At 31.6% G+C, this 19,294-nt stretch carries 15 protein-coding genes; 9 read left to right on the forward strand and 6 right to left on the reverse strand.

The features are described from left to right. Nucleotides 1–19 precede the first annotated feature (19 nt). Nucleotides 20–1,441: a hypothetical protein gene (locus AADI82_RS05950; RefSeq protein ID WP_341215535.1), complete on the reverse strand. Its 1,422-nt coding sequence runs from the start codon at nt 1,439–1,441 to the stop codon at nt 20–22. 199 nt (nt 1,442–1,640) lie between these two features. Between AADI82_RS05950 and AADI82_RS05955 the strand changes: the two genes are divergently transcribed. Continuing rightward, on the forward strand, nt 1,641–3,266 hold the full coding sequence (locus AADI82_RS05955) for an ATP-binding cassette domain-containing protein (RefSeq protein WP_034045196.1): 1,626 nt from the start codon (nt 1,641–1,643) through the stop codon (nt 3,264–3,266). A 59-nt stretch (nt 3,267–3,325) separates the two neighbouring features. On the opposite strand, the gene AADI82_RS05960 is transcribed toward AADI82_RS05955, so the two are convergent. From AADI82_RS05960 to AADI82_RS05975, 4 genes are all read right to left on the reverse strand, one after another. Then, nucleotides 3,326–3,565 (reverse strand): DUF2007 domain-containing protein, encoded by a 240-nt coding sequence (locus AADI82_RS05960; RefSeq protein ID WP_341215536.1) that lies wholly within the window; start codon nt 3,563–3,565, stop codon nt 3,326–3,328. A 78-nt stretch (nt 3,566–3,643) separates the two neighbouring features. Beyond that, on the reverse strand, nt 3,644–4,447 hold the full coding sequence (locus tag AADI82_RS05965; RefSeq protein ID WP_341215537.1) for a phosphatase PAP2 family protein: 804 nt from the start codon (nt 4,445–4,447) through the stop codon (nt 3,644–3,646). A 56-nt stretch (nt 4,448–4,503) separates the two neighbouring features. Next, a complete protein-coding gene (gene pheT, locus AADI82_RS05970) occupies nt 4,504–6,930 on the reverse strand; it encodes a phenylalanine--tRNA ligase subunit beta (protein WP_341215538.1) in 2,427 nt (808 codons plus the stop codon). A gap of 240 nt (nt 6,931–7,170) precedes the next feature. Continuing rightward, complete coding sequence (locus tag AADI82_RS05975; RefSeq protein ID WP_341215539.1) at nt 7,171–7,665, reverse strand: hypothetical protein; 495 nt, start codon at nt 7,663–7,665, stop codon at nt 7,171–7,173. Nucleotides 7,666–7,814: 149 nt separating this feature from the next. On the opposite strand from AADI82_RS05975, the gene AADI82_RS05980 reads away from it, so the two are divergent. Further along, nucleotides 7,815–10,736, forward strand: coding sequence for an FAD-linked oxidase C-terminal domain-containing protein (locus tag AADI82_RS05980; protein ID WP_341215540.1), 2,922 nt, complete (start codon nt 7,815–7,817; stop codon nt 10,734–10,736). Here the strand turns inward: AADI82_RS05980 and AADI82_RS05985 are convergent. Further along, nucleotides 10,716–11,576, reverse strand: coding sequence for a UDP-2,3-diacylglucosamine diphosphatase (locus AADI82_RS05985; protein ID WP_341215541.1), 861 nt, complete (start codon nt 11,574–11,576; stop codon nt 10,716–10,718). The two genes, AADI82_RS05980 and AADI82_RS05985, sit on opposite strands and share 21 nt — an antisense overlap. A gap of 185 nt (nt 11,577–11,761) precedes the next feature. Between AADI82_RS05985 and aroC the strand changes: the two genes are divergently transcribed. The 7 genes from aroC to AADI82_RS06020 all read left to right on the forward strand — a co-directional run bounded on the left by aroC (nt 11,762) and on the right by AADI82_RS06020 (nt 19,293). Further along, nucleotides 11,762–12,823 carry a chorismate synthase gene (gene aroC, locus AADI82_RS05990; RefSeq protein WP_341215542.1) on the forward strand — a complete coding sequence of 354 codons (1,062 nt, stop codon included), beginning with the start codon at nt 11,762–11,764 and terminating at the stop codon, nt 12,821–12,823. 321 nt (nt 12,824–13,144) lie between these two features. Continuing rightward, nucleotides 13,145–13,897, forward strand: coding sequence for a phosphatase PAP2 family protein (locus AADI82_RS05995; protein ID WP_341215543.1), 753 nt, complete (start codon nt 13,145–13,147; stop codon nt 13,895–13,897). A 98-nt stretch (nt 13,898–13,995) separates the two neighbouring features. Continuing rightward, nucleotides 13,996–15,315, forward strand: coding sequence for a dicarboxylate/amino acid:cation symporter (locus tag AADI82_RS06000; protein ID WP_341215544.1), 1,320 nt, complete (start codon nt 13,996–13,998; stop codon nt 15,313–15,315). A 39-nt stretch (nt 15,316–15,354) separates the two neighbouring features. Beyond that, on the forward strand, nt 15,355–16,392 hold the full coding sequence (gene gshB / locus AADI82_RS06005; RefSeq protein ID WP_341215545.1) for a glutathione synthase: 1,038 nt from the start codon (nt 15,355–15,357) through the stop codon (nt 16,390–16,392). Between the two features lie 72 nt (nt 16,393–16,464). Continuing rightward, nucleotides 16,465–17,289 carry a sulfurtransferase gene (locus AADI82_RS06010; protein WP_341215546.1) on the forward strand — a complete coding sequence of 275 codons (825 nt, stop codon included), beginning with the start codon at nt 16,465–16,467 and terminating at the stop codon, nt 17,287–17,289. A gap of 3 nt (nt 17,290–17,292) precedes the next feature. Beyond that, on the forward strand, nt 17,293–18,120 hold the full coding sequence (locus tag AADI82_RS06015) for an N-formylglutamate amidohydrolase (RefSeq protein WP_341215547.1): 828 nt from the start codon (nt 17,293–17,295) through the stop codon (nt 18,118–18,120). A 12-nt stretch (nt 18,121–18,132) separates the two neighbouring features. Then, complete coding sequence (locus tag AADI82_RS06020) at nt 18,133–19,293, forward strand: tyrosine/phenylalanine carboxypeptidase domain-containing protein (RefSeq protein ID WP_341215548.1); 1,161 nt, start codon at nt 18,133–18,135, stop codon at nt 19,291–19,293. Nucleotide 19,294 lies beyond the last annotated feature (1 nt).

The following is a 19,294-nucleotide window of genomic DNA, read 5'->3' on the forward strand; positions in this document are numbered from 1 at the left end:
CTTTTTTATGGTTATTTTTTTATCTATTTATTAAGCCTAAAAGCTGTTCTTCAAAATTTCTAGCAAAAATATTAGTTTTGCTATTTACTATTTTATGGTTTTTATCTACCAGAAAAGCTTTAGTCATGGGGTAAATGGCTAAATTTTCTCTTGATGCCTCTGGGTTTTTAAATTGGTATTGGTTTTTTAGTGAAAAGCTATTCCGTTTTAATGCATTTAATGCTGAGTTTAATCCGTAATTATCAACATTAATAACTACAAATTTTACTTCTGGATATTTAGTGCTTAGCTCATAAATTTTATGCTGACTTTCTTTAAAATGGTCATAATACGTTTGCGACCAAAAACAAATTACGGTCGGTGAATTTATAATAGCATTAACACTTGTCTCAGAGTTATTAGTGTCTATAAGTTTTATTTCTGGAAATGAAGAACCAATTTTTAAGTTATTTAAAGCATTGGCATAACGCGTAATCATTTCTTTTCCTTTGCTATTAGAGCTTACACTTGTATAATATTTTAGAATACTATTATTGTTTTTTTCATTTTTACTTTTGTTTAAAAAACTTATTGTGTAATGATGAAGCAAGTCTTCTTTTATTTGATTATCGGTTACTAAACTATCAATAAGTGCAAGTCTATCTAAATTATAGCATACATCAGAACTTTTAAAATGATTGTCTTTAGAGTGTTTATAATGTTCAGCGAGTGCTATGTTGCTAAAGTTCCATCTTAAAAAAGTATTGTAAATAAAGTAATCTTTAAGAAACGTATCGTTGTAATTTATGTTTTTTCTGTAGCTATAAAAGTCTTTTGGTAACGAGTCTAAAATATCATTTTTATTATGTCCGTAATGTACAAACGGATAAATTTCTTTATTAAAATAGTAGTTATACTCTATATTGGCTTGTGCAATTTTATTGAACAGCTCAGAGGTATCGTATTTATTTTTAAATTTTTTAAGTTTTTTTAATTTAATCCTTTTTAAAGAGTCTACTTCCTTTTGATATGCTTCTGCACTTAATTGGCAGTATTTAAAAATCTTTTTTTCTTCTATTTCGTTTCTTAAAAATTCATCAATTAAGTAATTGTTCTTTTTTGCACCCTCTCCAGTATAAACTAACGACTCGTCAAACTCTAAAGTGTTTAATCTAAACATAATGCTGTCCTTTGGTTCTAATAAAACCATTTGGAACTCGCCACCATGTTTAAAGGTGTAAAGTCCAGCTTGTAAATTATTTATTTTATAAATAAATCTATTATTACCATCTAATTTAATTGTATCAATAGTACTGTTAGATTTAGATAGTACAACAAAATTATTATTTGCATTAATAATTTCACCGCCTATAAAAGCATAATCACCATTACTTTGGGTATTATCTTTTTTACAACCTATTAGTACGATTGCAATAAGTAGTGTGTAATAGTATAATTTCATAGTCCCCCTTCAAAAAATGTTTTAGCATAAATGCTATTTATAACAAAAATATGGCTTGTATTTATAAAGTGCTGTTAAGGCGTTGTTAAATATTAGTTTGTATAGGGTTTTCTAATATATAAATACTAGATAAAATAAGTAAATGATGTTTCGTCTTACGGTTTGAATTTTATACTTTTGCAAAAAAATTATCAAGATTATGTTATCAGTTTCTAACTTATCAGTTCAATTCGGAAAGCGCGTACTTTTTGATGAAGTAAATACTACCTTTAATAATGGTAATTGCTACGGTATTATTGGCGCAAATGGTTCTGGAAAGTCCACATTTTTAAAGATTATTTCTGGAAAGCAAGATCCAACTTCTGGACACGTGTCTTTAGAAGCTGGTAAGCGTATGTCTGTACTAGAGCAAAATCATAACCTATATGATGAGCATACCGTTTTAGAAACGATTTTAATGGGTAACAAGCCATTATATAAAATTAAAACTGAAATTGATGCGCTTTATGCCGATTATACTGATGAAAATGCTGAAAAAATTGGAGAACTTCAAGTAAAATTTGAAGAAATGGATGGGTGGAATGCAGATAGTAACGCTGCTTCTATGCTATCTAATTTAGGTATTAAAGAAGAATTTCATTATACCTTAATGGCAGATTTAGATGGTAAACAAAAAGTGCGTGTACTGTTAGCGCAGGCTTTATTTGGAAATCCAGATGTGTTGATTATGGATGAGCCGACCAACGACTTGGATTACGAGACTATTTCTTGGTTAGAAAATTTCTTAGCTAATTACGATAATTGTGTTATTGTGGTGTCTCACGATAGACACTTTTTAGACGCTGTTTGTACACATATTTCTGATATTGATTTTGGAAAAATAAATCACTTTTCTGGTAACTATACGTTTTGGTACGAGTCGTCTCAATTAGCAGCAAGACAACATGCGCAACAAAATAAAAAAGCTGAAGAAAAGAAAAAGGAATTAGAAGAATTTATACGTCGTTTTTCTGCCAATGTTGCAAAAAGTAAGCAAGCTACTAGTAGAAAAAAAATGATTGAAAAATTAAATATTGGAGATATTAGACGTACTAGTCGTCGTTATCCTGCGATTATTTTTGAACGCGATAGAGAAGCTGGTGATCAAATATTGAATATACAAGGTTTAGCTGCTTCAATTGATGGTGAAACTCTTTTTAAGGATATTGATCTTAATTTAAACAAAGGTGATAAAGTGGTTGTTTTTTCAAGAGACTCTAGGGCTACAACAGCATTTTATCAAATATTAAATAATAAAGAAAAAGCCGATGCTGGTAAATTTGCTTGGGGTGTTACAACCACACAATCATATCTGCCATTAGATAATAGTGAGTTTTTTAATAACGATTTAACGTTGATTGATTGGTTACGCCAATGGGCTCAAACCGAAGAAGAGCGAGAAGAAGTTAATATCCGTGGGTTTCTTGGGAAAATGATTTTTAGTGGTGAAGAGGCTTTTAAAAAATCGTCTGTATTATCTGGAGGCGAAAAAGTACGTTGTATGTTATCGAGAATGATGATGACAAGAGCAAACGTATTGCAATTAGATGAACCTACAAACCATTTAGATTTAGAGAGTATTACGGCATTTAATAATTCACTTAAAAACTTTAAAGGCACTGTACTGTTTACAACACACGATCATGAGTTTGCACAAACTGTAGCAAATAGAGTGGTGGAGTTAACTCCAAGTGGTGTTATTGATAGATACACAACGTTCGATGAGTATATGCAAGATTCTAAAATAAAAGAATTACGTAATAAAATGTATGCGGTTACGGTTTAATTAATACTTTCATTACGAGAAGCTTTTGCGACGTGATATCTTTTAAATTGAAACGACGTCTATGCTTTTAAACTAGCATTAATGGTTTCAACAATTACAACAGCTTTATCAAGTTCGTCTTTATGCACAAAAACTTCTTGAAAACCTGGAACAATACCACCACCAAAACCAGCCAATCGAGCAGATTCTGTTTGGTCTTTTACAACAGGGATAATATCTATTTTTTCTAAATCAGAAATTATACGCTGAACAGTAATAAAGCTTCCTGTGAAAATTTTTATATAATTAGAATCATGCATAGTTATAAGTTTTAACGTTACTTATAAATATACGAAATTTTTGGTTAATATAAAAAGAAGATTCTAGAAGTAATTAGATTAAAAAGTTCCAATAAAACCTATCTTTTTTCCACTAAAAGTAAAATTCCAAGAAATTTGCTTTTCTTTTTTAGTGTAATCGTATGCCTCTGTTTTAAATAAAAACTTATCTATTGAGTCTACTATAGCTATACTTAAAACTGTAGCAACTCCAACATCGGTTAACCAATGTGCGCCAGCAAAAAGTCTAGAAATAGGAGCAATAGCGCCCAAAGAGTAAACACCAACTTTAGACCATGTATTATCAAACTGCTTTGCTATGGCATGTGCCATTGTTATGGATAAAACGGTATGACCTGAAGGAAATGAATGAAATTTAGCTTTATTAGACCAGAACCTAAATTCATTGCTATCATATCCGTTTTTAGGTCGTGCTCTACCAAAAGCAGTTTTACTTAAACTTTGAATAACACCACTAGTAAAAGACGACGAAATAATTAAAACACTTGTTTTTCTTAGTTTTTCATTTTTTGTAAATAAACCAAACCCGTAGAGTGATGCATTAGCAATAAAATATACTTGCGGACTTCCAAAACGAGTGCCAACTTCTTGGAATGAATTGGGAACATGAGGTTCGTTACGTACAAAAAAAGCACTTGATTCATCATCAATAGTAGACAATGCATAAGCACCAATAATTACAGTTCCTAAAGTTTTGAAATCCTTTTTTTTCCAATGAAAAGGTCTTGTAAACGAATAGCCAACACCTTTGATGCTCTGTTTTAAATCGTAAAGAGCCAATCTTCCAATAGAAAGAGTATCATAAGCATTATTTATTTTTGTTATATTTTTTTGTGCACTCAACTTAAAAGCAAACAAAATAACAACAATAAAAATAAAGCTATTTTTTAATTTCAAAATTACCTTAATTCTGCTCCAAGTTGTTTTTCGAAATTCGCTTGTAGCTTGTTCATGATTTTATCAATCTGTTTATCAGTAAGTGTTTTGTTTTCGTCTTGTAAAGTAAAGCTAACCGCATAACTCTTTTTACCTTTTGGTAAGTTTTTACCTTGATATACATCGAATAAGTTAACACTTTTAAGCAATTGCTTTTCACTCTGCTTAGCAAGTTTATAAATAGATTCAAAAGTTACAGCATCATCTAAAAGTAATGCAAAATCTCGGCGTGCTTCTGGATATTTAGGAATAGATTTAAATGTAATTTTATGACGTTTAACTATATCTAAAATGGCATCCCAATTAAAATCAGCAAACAACACATCTTGAGAAATATCAAAATGTTTTAAGATTGATTTTTTTACTAATCCAAAATCTACCAATTTGGTTTTACCAAAATTTAAGCTTAAACCTTCGCTAAACAAATCATTTTTTATGGGCGATTCGTTATATCTGGAAACACCTAAACGGTCTAACAGCGAAATAACACTCCCTTTTAATAGAAAGAAATCACTCTTTTTAGAAGCAATATACCAACTTTCTTTATTTTGATTTCCAGTAGCAAAAAGTGTTAAATGCTTGTTTTCTGCTCTTCTTTCGTTATAATGATGGTAAGTTTTTCCAAATTCGAAAAACTTTAAATCCTGACATTTTCTATTTATATTATGTGAAATGGCTTCTAAGCCAGAGAATAATAATGACTGCCGTAACACTGATAAATCGTTACTTAAAGGATTTAACATTGTAATATTATGCTCGTGCTTTAATTGTTCGCTAAGCGTAATGTAATTTGGATTGGTTAGTGAGTTTGAAAGTATTTCATAAAATCCTTGAGCGGCTAATTGGTTACCAACTATATTCTGGATTTTATGATCCTCGAAACGCGACGTACTAGAAATTGAAGCATTTAATTTTTCGGTAGTTTTTATGTTGTTATAACCATAAATACGCAAAATTTCTTCAATAATATCGGCCTCGCGTTGCACATCATTTCTATATGCAGGTACGGTTAAACCTAAACCCGTTTCAGTAACATTATTAACTTTAATTTCTAATGAAGTTAAAATGCGTTTAATAATCTCTTTAGGAATTTCTTCACCAATTAATTTTTTTGCATTTTCGAAGCTTAAACGTACTTGAAAGTCTTCAATTTTATTTGGATATATGTCAATTAAATCGCTAGTAATTTCGCCTCCAGCTAATTCTTGAATTAGTAAAGCAGCGCGTTTTAAAGCATATTCTGTAATATTTGGGTCAATACCACGCTCAAATCGAAAAGAAGCGTCAGTATTCAATCCGTGGCGTTTAGCCGTTTTACGTACGCTAATAGGGTTAAAATAGGCGCTTTCTAAAAATATACTTGTTGTGCTTTTGGTAACACCAGAATCTATACCTCCAAAAACACCAGCAATACACATGGGTTTTTCGGCATCACAAATCATTAAATCATCTTCGTGTAATTCGCGTTCAATACCATCTAAAGTTGTAAATTTAGTTCCAGTTTTTAGAGTTTTAACTTCAATTTTATTATCCGAAATTTTTACAGCATCAAAAGCATGAAGCGGTTGCCCTAATTCGTGTAGTACATAATTAGTGGCATCAACAATATTATTAATTGGGCTTAAACCAATAGCCTTTAAGCGATGTTGCAACCATGTTGGGGATTCAGCAACCTTTATTCCAGAAATAGTAACACCGCAATAGCGAGGTGCTAAATCTTTATTTTTAACATCGATATCAATCTTTAAAGTACGGTTGTCTGTATGAAATGCACTAACAGATGGTGTAATAAATTCTAAGTTAATATCTTTTTGTACTAATCCTGCTTTTAAATCGCGCGCTGTTCCAAGGTGGCTCATCGCATCGGCTCTATTTGGAGTTAATCCTATTTCAAAAACTTGATCGTTTTCAATATCAAAAATATCTCCAGCAGGTGTTCCTACTTTTATGGCATCATCTAAAACCATAATACCGTCATGAGATTTTCCTAGACCTAATTCATCTTCAGCACAAATCATGCCGTGGCTTTCCTCGCCACGAATTTTACCTTTTTTAATCGTCCAGCTTTCACCATCTTCAGTATATAAAGTGGTTCCGATAGTCGCAACAGGTACTTTCTGTCCAGTAGCAACGTTTGGCGCACCACAAACAATTTGTAAAGGTACATCTCCGCCAATATTAACCGTAGTGACTTTTAGTTTATCTGCGTTTGGATGTTTAATACAAGTTAATACTTCTCCAATAACAACACCTTCTAATCCACCTTTTACTGATTGATAATCCTCAAGACCTTCAACCTCTAATCCTAAATCTGTAAGTAGTTCACTAGTTTGTTCTGGAGTCCAATCAATTTTAATAAATTGTTTTAACCAGTTATATGAAATCTTCATAAATCAATTAATATGTGATGCGCAAAGATAAAATATTGATGTTACCAATCAAACAAAGCACTACTATTTATGAGAGTAAAAAATTAATTAATAATTGGTGTATTTCTTTAAGATAAAACTGTACTTATTTGCTTACCAAATATTTTTTTAAATTAATTTCTATATTTTAAGAATACATTAGATGCTTCATAAAAAAAGCGCCAAATTAGGCGCTTTTCAATAATCATATAAACTGTTTTTTTAGAATTGGTAACGAATACCTAAAGCAATATCAAAATCTAAATCATTATTATTATATAAATCATCGCCAAAACCAATTTCTGGTCTAAAATCTAACGACAACAATAAAGGGATGTCAAAATTATATTCAATACCAACATCTCCAGCAGCAAATACAAAAGTATCGGTAATATCTTTTCCGCCCATTGGATTATTTACACTAAACGAACCTAATCCACCACCAACACCAGCATACCAGTTAAAACCACCATCTAAATCCCAAACCCATTGGTATAACCCAGCAAGTTTAAAGCCATCGTAATTTTTACCATCACGCCAACCTAAATCTAATTCTAAACGGTTGTTTTCACCTAAAGCATGTTGATACGAAATTTCGGCACCAAAACCATCGCTATCGCCTAAGCGTAGTCCAATGGCATTTTTAGAGATGTCTTGTGCACTTGCAGCAAATGTAAAACCTAATACGGCAACTGATAATAAAAATAATTTCTTCATAAGTTTAAAGTTTTTTTGTTTCATTAATAATATACGAGCTATTGTAAAAAATAGATCATTTTAATATTCGGTTTACTTTTGCAAAAATAACGCCAAAATTGTAATTATATTTAACTTCTCTTTAGATTTGAAATAATATTTATTAAAACATGAGCTTAACACCACATTTACAGGCTTTAAAGAAAAATCTTTCTGGTGAGTTTTTTTATGATGACTTAATAAAATCGATATATGCTACCGATGCGTCTGTTTATAGAATGTTGCCTTTGGCTGTAGCGTACCCAAAAAACAACACTGATATTAAGGAACTTGTTAAGTTTGCAAAAGCACATAAAACTTCGTTAATACCAAGAACTGCTGGTACTTCGCTAGCAGGACAATGTGTTGGAAAAGGTATTGTAGTTGATGTTTCTAAACATTTTACAAAAATTTTAGATGTTAATGAAAAAGCGCAAACCGTTACGGTGCAACCTGGAGTTGTTCGCGATCAATTAAATAATTATTTAAAGCCGTTTGGGTTGTTTTTTGGACCTAACACATCAACATCAAACCGCTGTATGATTGGTGGAATGGTTGGTAATAACTCATCGGGTACAACATCAATACAATATGGGGTTACTCGCGATAAAGTACTAGAAATGCATACCATTTTAAGTGATGGTAGTGAAGTTGTTTTTGGTGAAGTCTCTTCAGATAAATTTAAAGAGAAAATAAAGGAATCTTCATTAGAAGGACATATTTATAAAAGAATTTACGATGAACTCAATTCTGAAACTGTTCAAAAAAATATTAAAGAAAACTTTCCTAAACCAGAAATACATCGCAGAAATACAGGTTATGCCATTGACGAGTTATTAAAATCGGATATTTTTTCAGATACTTCTGAAAACTTTAATATGTGCAAATTGCTTTCTGGTAGCGAAGGCACATTAGCATTCACAACTCAAATTACTTTAAAGTTAGATGTATTACCGCCTCAAGAAAGTATTATGGTTGCAGCACATTTTAATAGTATTGAAAATTGTTTAAATGCTGTTGAGTTGGTTATGAAGCATAATTTGTACACCTGCGAAATGATGGATAAAACCATTTTAGATTGTACAAAGCACAACAAAACACAACAAGAAAACAGACAGTTTATTGAAGGCGACCCAATGGCTATTTTGATGTGCGAAGTTAAAGCTGATAGGTTAGATGAGGTAAAAATTTTGGCAGATAATTTAGTTTTAGATATTGAAAAATCTGGTTTAAGTTACGCTTATCCAAAACTTTTAGGAAGCGCCATCGACAAAGCGAACAACTTAAGAAGTGCAGGTTTGGGCTTATTAGGAAATATTATTGGTGATAAAAAGTCAGCAGCATGTATAGAAGATACTGCAGTGGCATTACCAGATTTATCCAATTATATTGCAGAATTTACACAGCTTATGAAAAAACATAAGCAAGACGCTATTTATTACGCGCATGCAGGTGCTGGCGAGTTGCATTTACGTCCCATTTTAAATCTAAAAAAGAAAGAAGATGTTGTTTTATTTAGAAAAATAACCACTGATGTTGTACATTTAGTTAAGAAGTATAGAGGCTCAATGAGTGGCGAACACGGTGATGGTATTGTGCGTGCAGAGTTTATTCCATTAATGATTGGTGTTGATAACTATGAGATTTTAAAGCGCATAAAAATTGCTTTTGATGCTAATAATATTTTTAATCCAGGAAAAGTTGTTGATGCTTTCCCTATGGATGAATCGCTGCGCTACATTCCGAATAGGGAAGAACCTCAGATTGAAACACTTTTAGATTTTTCTAAATCTCAAGGGATTTTGCGTGAAGCTGAAAAATGCAATGGTTCTGGAGATTGCAGAAAGTTACCAGAATTTGGTGGTACGATGTGTCCGAGTTACAGAGCCACCAGAAACGAAAAAGATACTACAAGAGCTCGTGCCAATGCATTACGAGAGTTTTTAACTAACTCAGATAAAGAAAATAAGTTTAACCATAAGGAATTAAAAGAGGTTTTCGACCTGTGTTTAAGCTGTAAAGCCTGTGCAAGCGAATGCCCGAGTAGTGTAGATGTAGCGAGTTTAAAAGCAGAATTTTTGTATCAATATCAAAAAGAAAATGGCGTATCGTTGCGTGCTAAATTGTTTGCTTATAACAATACATTAAATGGTATTGGAAGTGGGCTTCCTAAGCTTACAAATTTTGTTTTTTCAAACAGATTTACAGCATCGTTATTGAAAAAAAGTTTTGGAATTGCTGAAGCAAGAAGTTTGCCTTTAATTTCAAATAAAAGTTTAGATAAAGAGTTTAAAACTATTAATAAACAATTAGTTAATAAATATAAAATTAAAACAGTTTATCTTTTTAATGATGAATTTACCAATCACTTAGACACATCAATAGGAATTGATGCTATTCAGCTTTTAACAGCTTTAAATTACGATGTCAAATTGATTAATCATGCAGAATCTGGACGTTCATTTATATCGAAAGGATTATTAAAACAAGCCAAAAATTTTGCAAATAAAAATGTTGAAATTTTTAAAAATATAATTTCAGAAAACATACCACTTATTGGTATTGAGCCTTCAGCGATTTTTACTTTCAAAGACGAATATTTAAAATTAGCAGACGATAAAACTTCCGCAGAAGCGATATCAAAACACACGTTTTTAATTGAGGAATTTATTCAAAAAGAAATAGCATTAGGAAATATTACTTCTGAACAGTTCACTTTAGAAGAAAAAGCCATAAAATTCCACGGACATTGCCATCAAAAAGCAATGAGCAATCAATTGTCTAGTTTTGCAGTTTTAAACCTGCCTAAAAACTATAAAGTTACCATAATACCAAGTGGTTGCTGTGGTATGGCTGGAAGCTTTGGCTACGAAAAAGAACATTACGAAGTGAGTATGCAAGTAGGCGAACAAACTTTATTTCCTGCGGTTAGAAAAGCTTCAGAAAGTACTGTTATTTCTGCAAATGGAACAAGTTGCAGACATCAAATTAAAGATGGTACACAACGTGAAGCAAAACATCCAATTACCATTTTAAAAGAAGCTTTGCTTTGAGTCTTTTGAGTTTTTCTTAAAAATAGTTATGGCGGCAATTAAATCTTGTGCTTTCATGTCCTCATGTTCTTCATCTACTACAAAAGGAGCTAATTTGTCTTTATTGAAATTGTATATTTTCCAACGCTTAAACTGATATTCTAAAGCTGTAAAGTTCTCCACCCAATCACCAGAATTTAAGTACATAGTTTTTCCGTGTTTATTTTCTTTGTATTCCATTTTTGGTTGGTGTATGTGTCCGCAAATCACATAGTCATAGTCATTTTCAATGGCTAAATCAGAAATCACTTTTTCATAATCATTAATATATTTAACAGCACCTTTTACGCCATTTTTTATCTTTTTAGAAAGCGAGTATCGTTCTTTGCCACGTTTTTCTAAATACCAATTTACAAGTCTATTAAGTAGTGTTAGCAAATCATAACCATAACCACCAAATTTGGCAAGCCATTTTGCATTTTGAATGGAAACATCAAAAACATCACCATGAAAGAACCATGCTTTTTTTCCGTGAAGGTTTAAAACTAGCTTATCTACAATTGAGATTTTTCCAATAGTAGTACCACTAAATTTACGTAGCATCTCGTCGTGATTTCCAGTAATGTAAATAATTTCAACACCATTAGAAGCCATATCCATTATCTTTTTAATAATCTTTAAGTGTGGTTTTGGGAAATATCGTTTGTTAAATTGCCAAATATCTATAATGTCACCATTTAGAATTAATTTTTTTGGCTCGATACTGCTTAAGTAAGTTAGTAATTGTTTTGCATGACAACCGTAAGTGCCTAAATGTACATCAGAGATTACAGCAATTTCTAGTTTACGTTTAATTTTCAAAAGAATTATTTTTAATTTCTATAAATTAATGGAACTATTATTATGTAATGATTAACTTATAATTATTTAAGTATAAGCATATTGTTAAATAATTATTATATTCTATTCTGGTAATTTATTAGTCTTTATCTGATTTCATTTCCGTATCTCTAATAATAGATTTATTTTAGCATCAAAATTTAACTATGGCAGGTAATTCTTTTGGAAAACTATTTAATCTTACTACTTATGGTGAATCTCACGGACCAGCTTTAGGTGGAGTTATTGACGGTTGTCCGTCTGGAATTGAGTTGGATATAGATATTATACAAAATGAGCTTAATCGTCGTAAACCTGGACAATCTGCTATTGTAACACAGCGTAAAGAACCAGATACAGTTAAATTTCATTCAGGGATTTTTGAAGGAAAAACAACAGGAACGTCCATAGGTTTTGTTATAGAAAATACCAATCAGAAATCTCATGATTACACCCATATAAAGGATAGTTACCGACCAAGTCATGCCGATTATGTGTACGATAAAAAATATGGTTTTAGAGATTACCGTGGTGGTGGACGCAGTTCTGCACGAGAAACAGCATGTCGTGTGGTTGCTGGTGCTATAGCAAAACAAATACTAAAAGGTATCGAAATAACAGCTTATGTTTCTGGGGTTGGAACCATGAAATTGGATAAACCATATAATGAAATAGATCTCTCTAAAGTAGAATCTAATATTGTGCGTTGTCCAGACGAAGCTATGGCTGCAAGAATGGAAGCTTATATTAAAGAAGTGCGCAGTAAAGGTGATACCGTTGGAGGTATTGTAAGCTGCGTTATAAAAAATGTGCCAGTTGGTTTAGGCGAGCCAGTATTCGATAAATTGCATGCAGAACTTGGTAAAGCTATGCTTTCTATAAACGCAGTAAAAGGCTTTGAATATGGCAGTGGATTTCATGGAAGCACCATGTACGGTAGTGACCATAACGATGCATTTAATACTGACGGTACTACAAAAACCAATTTTTCTGGCGGTATTCAGGGAGGTATTAGCAATGGCATGGATATTTATTTTAATGTTGCTTTTAAACCAGTAGCAACGCTTATCCAAGAGTATGAAACTATCGACAAAGAAGGTAAAGTAGTCCAAATGCATGGTAAAGGGCGTCACGACCCTTGTGTTGTACCTAGAGCAGTTCCTATTGTAGAGGCTATGGCAGCTTTGGTTTTAGCCGATTTTTATTTAATTAATAAAATTTATAGCTAGGAGCTGTTTTTTTGCTTGTAATTTATCTTGAGCAAAGTCAAAGTGTTATATTCTTTTTAAAAACAACGTCAATACGATTAGGTGCGATGTAGCAATCTGCTAAAGTTTAATTTCAAACAAGGCTTTCATGTTTTTTAGATTTTAAAAAGATTGATGTTTTAATTGTAATAAAATAACCATAAAAATGCGTTTTTATAGAAAAGGTAATTGTTTTCTGTAGAGCTATTAAATCAACTCTTTCAGATTAATAACTCGATATGTTTAAGCATACATAATTTCCAAAAGTGTTTATATTTATAAATAAATTAAAATACCTTAAGCATGATAAAATTCCTAAAGAAATTAATTAAGAAATTAAGAGGTTTATTGGGGAAGTATGATGTTACGTTTCCATATGTTATAACTATTGTGCTAGCCTTAATTGTAGTTATTGGAGGAATAAATATATTCATTGAGTTAACCGATACATTATCAACAGAACAATTAAGCAATTATGATGATAAAATTACCGATTATATAATCTCTTTTCGATCTCCAATGTTGACTGATTACTTTACTGTTGTAACGCAACTTGGTGATTTGTATGGTTATATGGTTGTAATTTTTATAAGTGCTTTTATATCTCTAGTTGTATTTAGAAAATGGAAATATATGGTTCAAATTACTTTGGTTTTAGTTCTTTCTGCTTTGTCTAATTTAGTTTTAAAAAGATTTATAAATAGAGCAAGACCAGAAATAGAACACTTAGTAACTGTTGAGACGTTAAGTTATCCTAGTGGTCATGCCATGGCAGCAATGGCTTTTTATGGCTTTCTTATATACTTATTTTACAAATTCAAAATGCATAAACTTATAAAATATTTGGTTATCTTTTTGTTAACGGTTTTAATTTTTAGCATAGGAATTAGCAGAATATATTTGGGAGTGCATTTCCCTTCAGATATTGCTGGCGGCTTTATTGCTGGTGCTATATGGGTTATTTTTTGCATTATTCTTTTTAATATTATTGAAGTATTTAGGCGTGACCCAAAAACACCTGGAGGCGTTGAAAAAATGGATGCTATTGAAGATTAGATTATATACTATAAAAATACTTATCTTGTCTCAAATTATTTATGAAATAAAGATTTAACTAACTAAAAACTCCTCTCTATGGAGAGGTTAGAAGGCAAATGAAAAAACTAGCATTACATTGGAAAATTATTATAGGAATGGTTTTAGGAATCATTTTCGGCTTTATTATGAACACTCTTGATGGCGGAAAAGGTTTTGTAACCAATTGGATTGCTCCTTTTGGAACTATCTTTATTAATCTTTTAAAACTCATTGCTGTGCCTTTAATTTTGGCGTCGTTAATTAAAGGAATTTCAGATTTAAAAGATATTTCTAAAATAAAATCTATGGGTTTGCGTACCATTGGTATTTATATTGGTACAACTTTAGTCGCTATAATTATTGGTTTAAGCATTGTAAATCTTGTAAAGCCAGGAACAGGAATGCCTACAGATACAATAGAAAAAATAAAAACAACGTACCAAGGAAATGCAGATGTTATGATTGGTAAAGCAAAAGTTGCTAAAGATGCTGGACCACTTCAACCATTAGTAGATATTTTTCCAAGCAATATATTTACAGCTTTAGGAGAAGCTAAAATGCTTCAAATTATATTTTTCGCTTTATTTGTTGGAATTAGTCTGTTGCTAATTGGTGAAAAAAAAGCAAAACCACTAGTGAATTTTTTCGACTCCCTTAATGAAGTAGTTATGAAAATGGTAGATTTAATTATGCTATTTGCACCATATGCTGTGTTTGCGCTATTAGCAAATGTTATTATTGCATTTGACGATACAGAAATTTTAGTTAAGCTCCTTTGGTATGCCCTTTGTGTAGTTGGAGGTTTATTATTAATGATAGGATTCTATCTTATTTTAATAAGATTTGTTGTTAAAAAATCACCACTATGGTTTTTAAAAGAATTAAGTCCAGCCCAATTATTAGCTTTTTCAACCAGTAGTAGTGCGGCAACCTTGCCAGTAACTATGGAACGTGTTGAGGAACACTTAGGCGTAGATAAAGAAGTGTCTGGTTTTGTATTACCAGTAGGGGCAACTGTAAATATGGATGGAACAAGTTTATATCAAGGTATCGCTGCTGTATTTATTATGCAAGTTATTTGGCCAGAAGGTTTAACATTTACCAACCAATTAGTTATTATCGCTACAGCATTATTAGCCTCTATTGGTAGTGCCGCAGTACCAAGTGCAGGTATGGTTATGTTGGTTATTGTGTTAGAATCTATAGGATTTCCTGCAGAATTATTACCTATTGGTTTAGCATTAATTTTTGCGGTAGACCGCCCATTAGATATGTGTAGAACAGTGGTAAATGTAACTGGGGATGCTACGGTTTCAATGATGGTAGCAAAATCATTAGATAAACTACACGACCCAAAACCAAAAGAATGGGACGATAATTATGAGGCAGTAAAGTGAAAATTCTTTATTTTTATATTCAACCAAAAACAGTAAAAAATGAACGTTTGTTTTATAATGTATCCGTGGAAGGAAATTGATCCAGAGAACGATACAAGTTTAGCTTTAATTAAAGAATGCGTTAAAAGAGATCATGGAGTAGCTATGTGTACACCAGCAAATTTAACAATTAGAAACAGTGTAACCACAGCAAATTGTACTGTTATTGGGAGAATGGAAAAAACTCCAACATCGCTAAAATCGTTTTATAACAAAGCTAAATTGCGAGAAGAAATGTTACCACTTGCAGGGTTTGATGTGATTTTTTTCAGAGCAAATCCACCATTAGACCCCATTATGCTTAACTTTTTAGATTCGGTTAAAGACGATGTTTTTATAATGAATTCTTTAGAGGGCATGCGAGAAGCTAATAATAAGCTATACACTGCTGCTTTTGGTGATGCTCACAGTAACATTATTCCTGCAACTCATGTATCTAAAAGTAAAAACTATTTAATCAGACAAATTAAGGAGTCTACGGCTGATAAAATGATTCTTAAACCACTTAATGGTTTTGGTGGTTCAGGAGTTATTCTTATTGAAAAATCAGCAATGAGTAATATTAATTCCTTATTAGATTTTTATATAACAAGTGGAGACGGCTCTTCAAATTATGTTATTCTTCAAGATTATATTGAAGGCGCAGACGAAGGCGATGTTCGTATTTTAATACTAAATGGAGAACCAGTTGGAGCCATGAAACGGGTTCCAGGAAAAGAAGACCATCGCTCAAATGTTTCTGCTGGAGGCAGCGTACAAAAGCATACCTTAACTAAAACAGAAAAAGCACTTTGTAAACAAATTGGACCTAAATTAGTAAACGACGGATTATATTTTGTGGGTATTGATGTAATAGGAGGAAAACTAGTAGAAGTTAATGTTATGTCTCCAGGAGGTATTACCTATATCAATAAAGTTTATAAGCTAAAAATAAAGGTGGAAGAAAAAGTAATAGACTTTTTAGAAATGAAAGTTTTAGATAAGCTTCAAGCTTTTGATAGGCGTACTAGACTAAGAAAAACGGTGCAAGACGCTTAATAAATTAATAATATTTTTTACGTCGAAATAAGACACGATTTAAACATTTCATAATCAGATAGTATTTAATAAATGAGTTCTTATATAAGATTAACATCTCCAACAGTTTCTGTAGAATGGCTTCATGATAATTTGAAAGCGGAAAATCTAGTTGTTTTAGATGGCACAATTGTCAAGTCATTTGATACTTCGCAAAAACAAATACCAAATGCGCGTTATTTCGATATAAAAAATAAATTTAGTGATGTATCAAACCCCTTTCCAAGTGCATTTCCTTCTGCAACTCAATTTCAAAAAGAAGCAAGAGTTTTAGGAATCAATAAAAATAGTGCTGTTGTAGTTTATGATGATAAAGGCATATACTCCAGTGCACGTGTTTGGTGGTTATTTAAGGCTTTTGGGTTTAATAATGTAGCGGTTTTAAATGGTGGTTTTCCTGAATGGTTAAAAGCAGGATATTTAACAGAACCAATAAAAAACTACTCGGTTAAAGCAGGCGATTTTGTTGCAAAACTTAAACCAGAATATATGCGATTTTTTGATGATGTAAATAAAGCTTCAAAAACAAATACGCATAAAATAATTGATGCACGTTCTGCCGCTCGATTTAATTGTTTAGAGCCTGAACCTCGTGAAGGTTTAAGAATGGGAACCATTCCAAATTCTCAAAACATACCTTTTAAAAGTTTATTGAATAAAGAAGGGTTACTGAAATCTGAAGCCGAATTAAAATCCATTTTTTCAGAAATTATTAATGAGGGAGATGATGTTATCTTCTCATGTGGTTCTGGTATAACGGCTTGTGTTTTAGCTTTGGGAGCAGAAATTTCTGGGTATAAAAATATTTCGGTTTATGATGGTTCATGGACAGAATGGGGAAGTTTAGTTGAAGATTAAAAGATGCAAAAACTCTCAATAAAAGACATAATCAGTAAAATTAGTAACAAAGAAACCTTTGAAGCAGTATCTTCAGATTATTCGTTCACTATTAAAATAGATAAATATGTTCCGTATGCTTGTGCTGCGATTCACGACGGACATCAATTTAGAAAAGAACTTTGGGGTAATTGTATACATACCGAATATGAGCGTTGGTACGAAGAAGATCCTGAAACTAAAAACATGATACAATCGCATCCTATTGTTATTGCTGGATGTGACTCGCGTTTTGAATACGATTTAAACCGTTCGCCAGAAGATGCAGTTTTTGATACCGCTTGGGGAAAGCAATTATGGTATAAACCACTTTCTGAGAATATGAAAGATAAAAGCTTACGAAAGCATACCAATTTTTATAAAGTGGTGCATACTTTAATTGCGGTTTTAGAATCTAAATTCGGATTTTGCACCGTTTACGATATACATAGTTATAATTGGAAACGCTGGGATAGGGAAGTGCCAACATGGAATTTAGGTACTAGTAATGTAGATAATGATCGTTTTGGAGAAGCTATTGAAAGTTGGAGGAAAAGTTTGTCTGAAATTAAATTTCCTAACGCTATAAAATCGACTTCAAAAATTAATGACACGTTTCAAGGTAATGGTTATTTTTTAAAATATATAACCAATAATTTTAAGAATACCTTAGTTTTGGCAACTGAAATTGCCAAAGTGTATTGCGATGAATATGATTATATTATTTATCCTGAAGTTGTAAAAGCTGTTGAAACTGCCCTAATAAAGCGCATACCCGAACATGCATTAAGTATGCACAATACCTTTAAATGATTAGAATTAAATATGAAGACTGAAAACAATGTAACTACTAAATCGCTTTTAGATATTGATAAAAGTATAGATGCTCTTGTTAAACAAATTGAGCTGCTTAGTTTTGTTAATCCTATAAATATAGAAGAAGAAAAAGCGCGTTTTTTTTCATCAAAGTACTTAACAGATCCTGTTTTTAAATACCCAGAAATAAACTTCGATAAGTTTAAATTACATCGAAAATTATTTACACAACAATTAGAACTTATTGAAGATGAAGAAATTAGAGATTTATATGAAGATATAATTTACAACTATTCAGGTTTAATTCAATGTATAGAAAATATAGGTAGTGGGAAGAAATTTTATTATGATAGTTTGCATTGTTTTGGTACTCCTACTGAGATTGATGTAGAAAACGCTAAATATATTCTTCATTTTGAAGATGAAGATAAAGATTCTCCGGCTTTTATACCAAAATATAGTGCCGTAGAGGCTGAGTCTTTTTTTAGAACCTATTCTGTGCAATATGATTTTACATATCATATAAAACATTCAGATAAAATTTCGGCAATAGCCATGGTTTTAAACAATTTAAAAACATTGGTTTTAAATACGAATCACAAGTATTCAGATAATGAAATTGCTGTGCTTACCAATCATGAAATAGGTGTGCATATGGTAACGACTATGAATGGTTTATTGCATCCCTTAAAAATATTTTCTCATGGATTCCCAAATAATGAAGAAACCCAAGAGGGGCTAGCAGTTTTTGCAGAATATATGAGTAATAATTTAACAGTAACGCGTTTAAAAGAGTTAGCGTATCGTGTTATTGCAGTAAATAGTTTAGCCAAAGGTTATTCGTTTTCAAAAACGTTTAGATTGCTCCATAATCAGTATGATTTAGATAGAGAAACAGCTTATTATATAACTGTTAGGGCACATAGGGGTGGTGGGTTTACTAAAGATTATTTGTATTTAACAGGACTTAAAAAGGTGTATGATTATTATCATGCAAGCAAAGATTTAAGCTTATTATTAACGGGTAAAGTATCTTTAGAATATGCTGATGAAATAGAATCGCTTATTAAAAAAGGATTGGCTGTTCCTGCAAAACATATTACCGATGCTTACGCAAAAAATAGTAATACCAACAAAACAGTAGATTTTATTCTTAAAAATTTAAAGTAGA

It is taken from the genome of uncultured Wocania sp. (genome assembly GCF_964021735.1).
In the GTDB taxonomy this organism is placed as follows: Bacteria; Bacteroidota; Bacteroidia; order Flavobacteriales; family Flavobacteriaceae; genus Wocania_A.